Annotated in this window: 10 protein-coding genes and 1 pseudogene; 10 read left to right on the top strand and 1 reads right to left on the bottom strand. The window is 76.8% G+C overall.

Features of this window, described 5'->3' with window-relative positions; translation table 11 throughout:
* The first annotated feature begins 1 nt into the window (after position 1).
* The 9 genes and pseudogenes from ABZW03_RS27755 (at position 2) to ABZW03_RS27715 (ending at position 9,394) form a co-directional block, all read left to right on the top strand.
* The gene (locus tag ABZW03_RS27755) at positions 2-1,531 is read left to right on the top strand and encodes a CpaF/VirB11 family protein (protein WP_355263814.1); all 1,530 of its coding nucleotides are present in this window, start codon (positions 2-4) and stop codon (positions 1,529-1,531) included.
* Complete coding sequence (locus ABZW03_RS27750; RefSeq protein WP_355263811.1) at positions 1,531-2,496, top strand: type II secretion system F family protein; 966 nt, start codon at positions 1,531-1,533, stop codon at positions 2,494-2,496. The genes ABZW03_RS27755 and ABZW03_RS27750 overlap by 1 nt, the downstream gene beginning before the upstream one ends.
* Positions 2,493-3,371: a hypothetical protein gene (locus ABZW03_RS27745; protein WP_355263808.1), complete on the top strand. Its 879-nt coding sequence runs from the start codon at positions 2,493-2,495 to the stop codon at positions 3,369-3,371. The genes ABZW03_RS27750 and ABZW03_RS27745 overlap by 4 nt, the downstream gene beginning before the upstream one ends.
* Positions 3,372-3,487: 116 nt before the next feature.
* Positions 3,488-3,781, top strand: a complete 294-nt coding sequence (locus tag ABZW03_RS27740; RefSeq protein ID WP_355263805.1) for a hypothetical protein — start codon at positions 3,488-3,490, stop codon at positions 3,779-3,781.
* Between the two features lie 38 nt (positions 3,782-3,819).
* Positions 3,820-4,194, top strand: coding sequence for a TadE/TadG family type IV pilus assembly protein (locus ABZW03_RS27735; RefSeq protein WP_355263802.1), 375 nt, complete (start codon positions 3,820-3,822; stop codon positions 4,192-4,194).
* A gap of 125 nt (positions 4,195-4,319) precedes the next feature.
* A complete protein-coding gene (locus ABZW03_RS27730; RefSeq protein ID WP_355263799.1) occupies positions 4,320-4,697 on the top strand; it encodes a pilus assembly protein in 378 nt (125 codons plus the stop codon).
* 157 nt (positions 4,698-4,854) lie between these two features.
* Positions 4,855-5,304, top strand: a complete 450-nt coding sequence (locus ABZW03_RS27725) for a hypothetical protein (RefSeq protein ID WP_355263796.1) — start codon at positions 4,855-4,857, stop codon at positions 5,302-5,304.
* A pseudogene (locus ABZW03_RS27720) lies at positions 5,304-6,446 on the top strand (LysM peptidoglycan-binding domain-containing protein); the annotation flags it as partial. The gene ABZW03_RS27725 and the pseudogene ABZW03_RS27720, both read left to right, overlap by 1 nt.
* A gap of 2,546 nt (positions 6,447-8,992) precedes the next feature.
* Positions 8,993-9,394, top strand: coding sequence for a bacterial transcriptional activator domain-containing protein (locus ABZW03_RS27715; protein WP_355263793.1), 402 nt, complete (start codon positions 8,993-8,995; stop codon positions 9,392-9,394).
* A 162-nt stretch (positions 9,395-9,556) separates the two neighbouring features.
* Here ABZW03_RS27715 and ABZW03_RS27710 read toward each other — a convergent pair whose 3' ends face one another.
* Positions 9,557-10,105: an HAD domain-containing protein gene (locus ABZW03_RS27710; RefSeq protein WP_355263790.1), complete on the bottom strand. Its 549-nt coding sequence runs from the start codon at positions 10,103-10,105 to the stop codon at positions 9,557-9,559.
* Positions 10,106-10,527: 422 nt separating this feature from the next.
* Between ABZW03_RS27710 and ABZW03_RS27705 the strand changes: the two genes are divergently transcribed.
* Positions 10,528-11,421 carry a hypothetical protein gene (locus tag ABZW03_RS27705; protein ID WP_355263787.1) on the top strand — a complete coding sequence of 298 codons (894 nt, stop codon included), beginning with the start codon at positions 10,528-10,530 and terminating at the stop codon, positions 11,419-11,421.
* Positions 11,422-11,472: the final 51 nt, after the last annotated feature.

Here is an 11,472-nt window from a genome sequence, read left to right as displayed (position 1 = left end):
ACTGAAGAAGGGCGAGGCGGCCACCGTCACCCTGAACGCCCAGTCCGACACCAAGCTCAACGCGACCGTCCTGTCGGTCAGTTCGCTGCCCACCGCCGTGCCCTCCCAGCTGCCCTCGCTGGACCTGCGCGGCGCCGCCACCCGGCCCGCCGTCGATCCGCAGGTCGCCCGCGAGCTCAAGCGCCAGGTCGCGGCCGAACTGCACCAGCAGATCACCCGGTTGACGGCCGCCTCCGGCTCCGAGCCGGACCGCGCCACCCGCCGCCAGCGCGGCCGGGCGCTGATCGAGGAAGCCGTCGCCCGGTGGTCCGACGCCTACGCGCAGACCCAGGGCATCCCGCCCACCCGGGAGCAGGACCGCGCCCTCGCCGAAGCCGTCTTCGACCTGCTGTTCCGGGCCGGCCGGCTCCAGCCCTACCTGGACGACCCGGAGATCGAGAACATCCTGATCAACGGCTGCGACGACGTCTGGGTCTCCAAGGTGCACCAACCCCTGCGCCAGGTACCGCCGGTGGCCGACAGCGACGCCGAACTCGTCGAGCTGCTGCAGGACCTGGCCCGCCAGCACGGCGGCGGCGAGCGCAGCCTGTCCACCGCCAGCCCGACCCTCGCGCTGCGGCTGGAGGGCGGGATGCGCCTCCAGGCCCTCACCGAGGTGACGCCCCGCCCCTACGTGGCGATCCGGCGCCACCGGGTGGCCTCCGCGACGCTGCCCGAGATGGTCGAACTCGGCACCCTGGACGCCACCTTGGCCGCCTTCCTGGCCGCCGCGATCCGGGCCCGGAAGAACGTGATGATCACCGGCACCCAGGGCGTCGGCAAGACCAGTCTGCTGCGCGCGATGGCCGCCGAGATCCCGCCGGACGAGCGGATCGGCACCCTGGAGTCGGAGTTCGAGCTCTGGCTGCACACCCTCGGCCACCTGCGCCAGGTCGTCCCGATGGAGGCCCGCGAGGGCAACGGCGAGCGCGTCGAGGGGCGCCTGGCCGGGGAGTTGACCCTCGGCGACCTCATCCCGGCCGCGCTGCGCATGACGCTCTCCCGGATCATCGTCGGGGAGGTCCGCTCCGGCGAGGTCGTCCCGATGCTGCGGGTGATGACCAACGGCGAGGGCGGCTCGATGTGCACCCTGCACGCCCGCGGCCCGCACATGGTCGTCGACCGCATCGCCGAACTCTGCCTGGAGTACGGCTCGCACATGACCGATTCACTCGCCTACCGGCTCACCGCCAACGCCCTGGACCTCATCGTGCACGTCACCATGGTCGACGAGACCGCCGTCGGCGGCCGCCGGCACCGCTTCGTCTCCCACGTCCTGGAGGTCACCGGCCTCGGGGAGAGCGGCCGGCCCGCGCTGAACACCGTCTTCGGCCCCCGGCCGGACCTCGGCGAGCCGCGGGCCGTCCCGCACACCCCGCCGCAGTGCCTGGACGACCTGCGCCGGGCCGGCTTCGACGCCTCGCTGCTCGGCTCCCGGTACGGGAGCTGGACCACCCCGCTCCAGCTGCGGATCGGCGGTGGCGCGCGGTGATGCTGCTCTTCGCCCTGTGCGGGCTGGCGGTCGCGGGCGGCCTGGTCGCCCTGGTGGCCTGGGCGCGCGGCAGCGAACCCGGCGAGGAGGACGGGACCGACCGGCCGGCCAACCCGCTGGCCGGCCGGGTCCACGTGTTCTGGTACGGCGCCCCCGGCACGGCCGCGCACCGGATGGTGCGGCTGCGCCGCGTCCAGCTCCCGCTGGCGCTCGCCGGCGCGCCGCTGGCCTGGCTGTTCACCGGCATCCCGCTGACCGCGCTGCTGGTGCCGCTGGCCGTCTTCGGCCTGCCCTGGCTGTTCGACACCACCCGCCCGGACACCCACCGGATCGAGCGGCTGGAGGCGCTCTCCGAGTGGACCCAGCGGATCGCCGACGTGCTGCTGCTCGGCGTCGGCCTCAACCAGGCCATCGTCACCAGCCGCCGCACCGCCCCGGCCGCCCTGGAGGACGAGATCGGCGAGCTGGCCGCCCGGCTGCAGGCCCGCTGGCGGCCCGAGGAGGCGCTGCGCGCCTTCGCCGACAGCCTCGCCGACGCCACCGCCGACAAGGTGCTCGCCGCGCTCGTGCTGCGGGCCGGGGACAGCGGGCCCGGCCTGGCCCGCACGCTCTCCGACATGGCCGACTCGGTGCGCGAGGAGGTCCGCCAGCGCCGCGCCATCGAGGCCGACCGGGCCAAGCACCGGACCACCATCCGCTGGCTGGTCGGCATCATCGTGCTGGTCGTCACGGTCGGCTCCTTCAACACCGAGTACACCCGGCCGTACGGGACCTTCCTCGGCCAGGTCGTGCTCGCCGTGGTCGCCGCCCTGTTCGTGGCGATCATCGCCTGGATGCGGGCGCTGGCCTCCCACCCGCCGGTGCCCCGGCTGCTGACGCCGGACCGGCGCAGCCGGAGCGGACGGCGGTCCACCGCCGCCGCGACCGGGCCGGAGCCCGTCGAGCAGCTCGGGGAGGTCCGGTGATCTCCCCCTGGTCCGTGCTGGCCGGCGCCGCCGCGGCCGGCGGCCTCGCCCTGCTGGTCGCCGAACTGCGGCCGGCGCCACCGGACCTGCGCCAGGCGCTGGACCGGCTGCACGCCACCCCCGCCGACCGCGAGCAGGACCCGGACGAGCGGCCCCGCTGGTACGACCGGATCGGCGAGCGGTCCGTCCACCTGCGCGGGGTCTCCGTCCCGCGCCGCGAACTCGCCCTGATCGGCCGCACCCCGGCCCGGTTCATGGTGCACAAGCTGCTGTTCGCCGCGCTCGGCCTGGTGCTGCCCGCCTACCTGGGCGCGATGGCGCTGCTGATGGACGTCGGCCTGCCGTTCGCGCTGCCGCTGGTCGCCGGGCCGCTGCTGGCCGGACTGCTCTGGTTCGTCCCGGACGCCGTCGTGCGCGGCGAGGCCAAGGAGGCGCGCACCGAGTACCTGCACGGCATCGCCGCCTACCTGGAGCTCGTCGCGATGGAGCGGGCCGCCGACTGCGGCCCGGCCGAGGCGCTGCGCCGGGCCGCCTCGGTCGGCCAGGGCGCGGTGTTCCGGCGGATCCGCGACGCGCTGGAGCGCGCGGCCACCGACCGGCTCCCGCCGTGGGCCGGACTCGACGCGCTCGCCGAGGAGTTGGGGCTCAGCCCGCTCCAGGACGTGGCCGACATCATGCGGCTCTCCGGCACCGACGGCGCCGCCGTCTACGACACCCTGCGGGCCCGCGCCAAGGGCCTGCGCGGGGAGCTGCTCGCCGAGGACCTCGCCCGGGCGAACGCCGACAGCGAGCGGATGGTCGCGCCCGGGGCCGCGCTGACGCTGCTGATGACCGTCCTGATCGTCTTCCCCGCCCTGCACCAGATGCTCAACTGAGCGCGACCGCCGTGCGCTTGCCGTACCCGTCCGGCCCCGCGAGCCCCACCGGCCCGTCCGGAGCAGCAGGCACGACCATCACCACCACACCACACAGCCAGACCCGGGAGACCCCGATGACCGTACGACTCGCCCACCTGACAGGCCGGGTGCTGCGCCCCGTCCTGCTACCGGTCCAGTTCGCGCTGCTGCTGTTCACCCTGCGGCTCGGTCGGCTGCGGGCCGCCCGGGCGCGCGGCGACCGCGGCGCGATCAGCATCGAACTCGCCCTCGCCATCATCGCGTTGGTCTTCGTCGCGGGCGCCGTGGCGACCGCGCTCTACCTGCTGAAGGACAAGGTCGTCCAGAAGGTGGAGCAGGACCCGAACATGCCGGGCGGCGGCGCGGGCGCGGGCGGCGCCACCAAGTGAGGCGTCCCGCTCTCCGCCGCAGGGGCGACCGGGGGTCGATGAGCGTGAGCCTCGCCATCGTCTTCCCGGTCGTCCTGCTGCTCGTGCTGCTCGTCGTCCAGGCCGCGCTGTGGTGGTACGACCGCCAGGTCGCGCTCACCGCCGCCCGCGAGGGCGTGGACGCCGGACGGGTGCAGGGCAGCGCGACGGACGGCGAGAAGAACGAGGCGGCCCAGCGGCAGGCCCGCGACTTCCTCGACCGGCAGGGCGTGCACGGGTACACGGTGCGGACCGACGGCAGCACGGCGCAGACCGTCCGGGTCACCGTGCAGCTGTCGCCGCCGCTGCTGATACCCGGGCTCAGGGCGCCCGCCATCACCCAGTTCGCCGAGGCGCCGCGCGAGCGCTTCGTCCCGCCGGTGGTGACGCCGTGAGGGGCGCGCCTCGGGTGCCGGGCCGGGGGGCGCTGCTCCGGCCGCGGGCGCGGCTTCGGCCGCGGCTCCGGTTGCGGCCGCGCCGGCGGGACCGGGGCGGGATCGCGATCGAGGCGGCCATCGTCGTGCCCGGGGTGGTCGGGCTGGTCCTGGTGGCCGTCGCCGCCGGGCGGGTGCAGACCACGGCCGGCACCGTGGAGGCCGCCGCCCGGGCCGGGGCCCGGACCGCCTCCCTGCAGCGCAGCGTGGACGGGATGGACCAGCCGGCCAGGGAGTCCGCCCTCGCGACGCTGCGCCAGCAGGGCGTGTCCTGCCGGAACGGGGACGTGCGGGTCGGCCGGGGGGAGCTGAACCTGCCGGGCGGACCGGTCACGACCGTCACGGTCACGGTGGTCTGCGACGTGGAACTGGCCGATCTGCTCGGCGGACCGTCCGGGGTACCCGTGACGAAGCACCTCGTCGGCGAGTTCACTTCGGTGGTGGACCGTTACCGGGGCACCTGACGGCGCGGTGCCGTCACCGGGAAGACGGGGGATTGGAGGCGGCTCGTGCGGGGGAGACGCAAGCGGAGAGCGCCCGGGGGATGACACGGCGGTACCGAGTGGCGCCCGGCGGGGCCGGTGGGGAGAGCAGCGTGCGATGTGGGGGAAGGGGACGGGAGTGGTGAGCCGTCTGCGGCGACGGCTGTCGGCGCGCCGGTCCGACCGGGGTGCGGTGGCCCTCTTCGTGGCGATCTGCGCGGCCTACGTCGTGCTCGTCATCGCCCTGGTGATCGACGCCGGCGGCCGGCTGCGGGTCGCCGAGCGGACCGACGCCTACGCCCTGGAGGCCGCGCGGGTCGGCGGCCAGCAGCTCGACCGGGCGGCCGTCCTGCAGGGCAAGGGCTTCAAGGTCCAGGAGAAGTACGTCCGGGACGCCGCCGACGTCTACCTCGGCCTGTACGGCCTGCGGGCGGGCGACATCGAGTTCTCCGGCGACGGCAAGGTCGTCACCGTCACCGTGCAGGCCGACTACCGCCCGGTCCTGCTGGGTGCGCTCGGGGAACGGAAGGTAACGGGCAAGGGCAGTGCGACCCTCGTCCACGGAGTCGAGAAAGCGGAGACCGACTGATGGCCGCGCCACGTGCCAAGGACCAGGCCCGTACCGCCCAGGCCCGTACCGCCCAGGCCCGTACCGGCCGGGCCGGGACGTCCCATCGCGCCGGCGGCGCCCGAAGGCCCGCCGCCCCGGCGCCCCGACCACCCCGGGGGCGCGGCCGTGCCGTGATCACCGCGCTCGGCGCGCTGGTCGCCCTGCTCGCCCTGCTGTTCGGCGTCCCCGCGCTGCTGCTGTACGGCACCGAGGCGGTCGCCGGAATGGGCGGGGTCGCCTCGGGCGGGGTGGGCGAGGCGCTCACCGGTCCGGACGACGGAAGCCTGTTCCTGTGGGCGCTGGTGGTGGTCGGCTGGCTGGCCTGGGGCTGCTTCGCGCTCTCCGTCCTGCTGGAGATCCCCGCCCAGCTGCGCGGCCGGATCGCCCGCCGCATCCCGGCCTTCGGCTGGAGCCAGCGGCTCGCGGCCGGGCTGGTCGGCTCGGTGCTCGCGCTGCTGCCGGTGGCCGGCTCGGCCTTCGCGGCCGTCCCCGAACTGACCCAGGGTCCGGTCGTCCAGGCGCAGTTGACGCCGGGCGTGCAGCGTGCCGCGCTGCCCGCCGCCCAGGCCGCGCCGGCCCTGACCCCGGCCGCCGAGCAGCAGGCCACGTACACGGTGCGGGACGCCCGGCCGGCCGACAGCCTGTGGTCCATCGCCGAGCGCCAACTGGGCTCGGGGGAGCGCTGGGTGGAGATCGCCAAGCTCAACGACGGGCGGGTGATGGGCGATTCGGGCGTCCGGTTCGACGCCGACCGGCCGATCCAGCCCGGCTGGGAGCTGCTGATGCCGGCGGACGCCAAGCCGGACGAGGCGAAGGCGCCTTCGCCCGCCCCGGCGCCCGTCCCGGCCCCTCAGGGGGATGCGGGGCAGAGCGCTCCGCAGCCCGGGGCGGAGGCCGGTGGGCCCGGCGGCGCGGGCGGTGCGGGTGCTCCGGGTGCTCCGGGCGGTTCCGGCGGGCAGCGGACCGTCACCGTCCAGGCCGGGGACAGTCTGTCGGCCATCGCCCAGCGGGAGTTGGGCGACGGGGAGCAGTGGCCGCAGCTGTTCGAGGCGAACAAGGGGGCGCAGGCCCCGGACGGCGGGCAGCTGACGGACCCGGACGTGGTGGTGCCGGGGATGGTGCTCACCGTGCCGGGGGCGGGGGGTGCCGCTCCGGCGCCCGCCGACCAGGCTCCTGCGCCCGCTCCGGCTCCTGCTCCTCCGGCTCCCGCGCCCGCTCCGGCCCCGGCTCCAGCGGATCAGGCTCCGGCGCAGACGCCGGCGCCGGGCGCCCCTGCGCAGGCCGCGCCGCAGTCGGCCCCGGCGCCCGCGCCCACGCACGCGCCGGCCCACGCGCCCGCCGCGCACGCCGACTCGGCCACCGCCGACGACGACTACACCGTCGCCCTCTCGGCCTCCACCGTCGGCGTCCTGCTCGCCGCCGTCATGGTCGGTGCCGTCGCCCACAAGCGAGGCACCCAGCAGCGCGCCCGCCGCCCCCGGCACCGCATCGCGATGCCCGGCGCCGAGGCCGCCGCCTTCGAGAACGAGCTGATGGCCCGGCAGGACCAGGCCGGACAGGAGCTGCTGGACCGCGCCCTGCGCACCCTGGCCCGCAACACCGTGCGCGGCGGCAAGCGGCTGCCCGCCATCGTCGCCGCCCGGATCACCCAGGACCGGACCGTCGAGCTGCACCTGTCCGGCCCGGCCGCCCCGATCGCGCCGTTCCGCGCCGCGCACGCCGCCAACGTGTGGTGGTGCAGCGCAGACTCCGGCGACCTGCTCAGCCCCGGCCAGTCCCGGAAGACCGCCGCGCCGTACCCCGCGCTGGTCACCCTCGGGACCTCGCCGGACGGCTCGGTGGTCCTCGCCGACCTGGAGGCCGTCCGGCTGCTCCACCTGTCCGGCCACCCGGACGACGCCCGCGACGTGCTGCGCACCCTCGCCATCGAACTGGCCCACAGCCCGCTCGCCGACCGGCTCCACCTGCACCTGGTGGACCTCGCCGAGGAGGTGCCGATCAGCGGCCCGGCCGCCGAACGCGTGCACCGCCACCCCACCCTGGAGGCCGCGCTCGCCGCCCTCGGCCCGCGCACCGCCAAGGCCCGCGCCACCCTGGTCGCCGCCGAGGCCACCAGCCCGCGCGAGGCCCGCAGCCGGGGCCAGGCGGACGAGTCCTGGACGCCCGAGATCGTGCTCTGCGCCCACCAGCCCGGCGGGGACGTCCCGGCTGAGCTCGGGCGCCTGCTCGACGCCCGGCCGCGCACCTGCGTCGCCGTCGTCACCCGCGCCCCCGAGCGCGGCACCGGCCCGGTCGCGCGGTGGACGCTGCCGACCTCCGGCCAGGCCGCGATCCCGGGCCTGCACCTCACGGTCGAGCTGCAGCGGCTCAGCGGGCAGCAGTACGACCAGGTCACCGAGCTGCTCCGGGTCGCCGACGACACCACCCAGCACCCGGCCCCGGCCTGGACGCTGGACGGGCCGGAGGACGACCCCGACACCACCGAACTGCCCGCCGCCGTACCGGTGCTGGCCGCCGTCGGGGCTTCGGCCGCGGTCGAGCCTTCGGCAGGCGGGGGATCGGTCGGCGGGGGCTCCGCCGGTGGGGCCTCGGCCGGTGCGCTGGAGGAGGGTTCGGACTCCGCCGCCGGCCCCCGGCTGCTGGCCCGGGTCATCGGCACCGGGGCCAGCCCGTTCGCGGGCACCGATCCGGTGACGCCCGCTCCGACTCCCGCCGCCCTGCCGCCCGCGGCCACGGCGCCGGCCCCCGTACCGGCCCCGGTTCCGGCCGGTCCGGCGCGGTTCGCCGTCAACGGGCAGGGGCGGCAGGCGGCCACCGACGAGACCACCCGGGACCTGCGGCGGCCGGGGCTGCCGGAGGGCGAGGAGGCGGACGGGTCGGGGGGCTCCCCCTCGGAGTCCACGGCGACCGTCGTGCTCGCCGTCCAGCCGGTCGTGCCGCAGCCCGCCGTGGCGGAGCCGGCGGGGGAGGAGCCGGTCGGGGACGAACCGGTCGGCGCGGTGCCGAGCGGGCCGAAGGCGGTCGAGGGCCCGGCGCCGTCGGCCGAGGCCGTTCCGGAGGCCGCTCCCGGCCCCGCCGCCGCCCTCGGGACCGGGCCGGCCGGGGCCGCGGCGACCGTCGGGACCGCGGACGCCGTCGAGACCGCGGAGACCGCTGAGAGCGCTGGGACCGCCGCCGGTGCGCGGGAGCCCGAGCCCGTCTCGAGCCCGGACCGGCCGCCGTCGCCCCGGTCGCCCGGACCACGCCCGGGCGCAGCGACAGCGACGACCTGCTCGCCATCCTCCGTTCCCCGGAGGCGCACGCCCAGCGCAGCGCCCCCCGGATCCGGCTGCTCGGCCCGGTGGACGTCGCGGGCGTGCTCGGCACCGCCGCCCCCGGCGCGCTGCCCCGGCTCACTGAGCTGGCCGTCTACCTGGCGCTGCGGCCGGGCTCCGACCACCACGCGCTCGACCACGACCTGCACCCCGGCGCGGCGCACCTCGACCCGCACCCCACCGCGGCCGACGCCGAGAGCCCGCTGCCGGCCAAACTCGCCGATCTGGCCGCCTGGTTCGGCACCTCGCCGGAGGGCCGCGCCTTCCTGCCCACCGACGGCACCGAGGGCTACTCCTTCGCACCGGCGGTCACCTGCGACTGGGACGAGTTCCGCGGGCTCTACCGGCGCGGCATGCGCAGCACCAGTGCCACCGCCGACGCGGCGCTCGCCCACGCCCTGGCCCTGGTCCGCGGCGCGCCGTTCGCCGAGGCCCCGCCGGCCTCGTACGGCTGGGCCGAGGCCGAGCGGCAGGACATGATCGCGGCGATCGTCGACACCGCCCACGAACTGGCCGCCCGCCGCCTGCAGTACGGCGACCACCGCAGCGCCGAGGCCGCCGTCTTCCGCGGGCTCGCCGTCGCGCCGGACGTCGAACTGCTGCACCGGGACCTCTTCTACGCCTACGCATCGGCCGGCGCCCGGGACCAACTCCTGCGCGCGGTCAACCGGTTGGACGCGCTCAGCCGCCGCACCGGCCGGGACCTGGACTCCGACACCGTCGCCCTGCTGCGGGACCTGCTCGCGGGCTCCTGAGCCGGACCGCCGACGGCCCGGTCGCTCCCACGGGGGCGGCCGGGCCGACGTGTTGACGGGCCGGCGGCGGATGTGGCGGTCGTGTGGGAGTTCCGTACGGATGCGGACGGCGGCTCGGGCGGCTGTCGGGGCGGCTTTCGGGCGGTGGGGTCCGGCGGCCGGTCAGACCGTCCGCAGCCAGGTGTCCAGGGTGGTGAAGTCGGCCTCGGTGAGCCCGCGTCGGGGGTCCACCCGGTGGAGCAGGGCGCGGGCGGGGGAGTGGGCGGCGACCCAGCGGCGGTCGGCCTCGGTGAGCTCGTCGTCCACCCAGGCGAACGGCCTCCCGCCCGCCCATTCGACCAGCGCACGGGTCTTCCAGTGCAGGGCGCCCGGCCCGTGCGGGGCGCCCGGTTCGTCCGTGGCCTCCGGGGTGTCCGGGGCGTCCACCGGCCAGTCCACGACGGGCAGTCGGGGCAGGCCCAGCCAGGGTGCGAGGCACTCGTTGGCGTCCTCCAGCCAGGTGGTGGCCCACACCGGTTGGGCCGGCAGGCTCAGCAGCCGCGGCCCCAACTCCGGGTCCACGCGGGCGATCAGCGGGTTGCCGCCCGGCGTCGCCCCGGCCGGGAGGTGCGGGCTGCGGAAGGTGGGGTAGCCGCCCGGAGGCGGGTCGCCGAAGGGGATCAGCGGGCCGTCCACGTCCAGGAACAGCAAGGGTCGACCGGGATCGATCATGACGGCACCTTAGCCGGGCCGGGAGGGGCGGGTGGCGCGCCGATCGGACACCCGGCCTGGAACGGGTGAGCCGGGATCTCGTAGGGTGGCGCGCACGGAGTGTGGTGGCAGGCACCACGCAGGCGAGGGCATCAGACGCCGCGGGAGCGGCGGGGCGGGGCGGTGACCAGGAGATGGCGGAGACGACAGCGGTTTCCGGAGGTCCCGACCCGGCAGCGGACTCGGGTCCCTGGGACGCCGTACCGCCGCCCCCGCGCCTCCCGGCCGAGGAGCACCCGCCAGGGCCCGCCGCGCTGTACGAGCCGCCGCCGGCGCCCCCGGTCGCGCCCGCTCCGGTGCCGGCCGCTGCTCCCGTACCGGGTGTCGCACCGGTTTCCGGGTTGGCGTCCGGGCCGGCGTCCGGGTTGGGCGCGCAGGGAGGCGTGCAGCCGGTCGGGCAGGCGCCCACACCGCTGCCCGCGCCCCCGGCCGCGCCGCCGGTTCCGCCGCCCGTTCCGCCCACCGGGTGGACCCTCACCGGACTGCCCGCCGCCGGGGCCGCGTCCGCGGCGACCCCGCCGCCGTTCCCGGTCCAGAGCGCGGCACCGGGTGCCGCCGCGGTCGGGGCGGGCGGGCTCGGTGCCGCGCCGCGCGGGCGGATCCTGGTGATCGAGGGCGGGTACGGCAACTCCGGCCGCCGCACCTGGGGCCGGGGCGGACCGACCCAGGCACCGGTCCTCTCGGCGATGCTCGCCGCCGTCTCGCCGCAGGTGCTGCTCGCCGCGGACGCGGTGGACGCCGTCCACCTCCCCGGCGCCGGCGACCCGCACACGGTCCTCGCCCACCTGCGGGCCGCCTCCCGGCACCCCGGACCGCTGCTGATCCACCTGGGCGGCCACGTCGTCGCCGACAAGCGCGGCGGGCAGCTCCAGCTGACCCTGCGGGACGCCAAGCAGGACGGCCTCCCCTGGCAGGCCGTCGCCGCCGAGCTGAGCCACCGTCCGGCCGAGTGGCAGACCCTCGTCATCGCCGACCTGAGCGCCGACCAGAACGCCTGGCCGTACCTCCAGGGCACCGTCTCGCCGCTCAGCGAGGGCATCCCGCTGTGGGCGGTGGTCAGCCCGGACCCGGAGCAGATCGGCACCTTCACCCGTGCCCTGATTGAGGCGCTGCACGGCGGCCGGCCGGGAGCGGGCGAGGTGCTCGCGCCCGAGCAACTGCGGCAGCAGGTGTACTCGGTGCTGCGACCGGACGTGGTCATCCTGGCCACGCACGCCCCGGACCGCCCGGTCTTCCGCAACACCGCCCGGCGCGGCGAGGGCCCGTCGGCTGATTAGGGAGTGAATATTCGGGTTGGGAGGGGTTTGGACTCGCTTGCCCGGACTCGC

The organism is Kitasatospora sp. NPDC004799, assembly GCF_040609095.1.
Lineage (GTDB): Bacteria > Actinomycetota > Actinomycetes > Streptomycetales > Streptomycetaceae > Kitasatospora.
The sequence above is the reverse complement of the archived record's forward strand: the minus strand, read 5'-3'. Positions and strand labels throughout refer to the sequence as shown.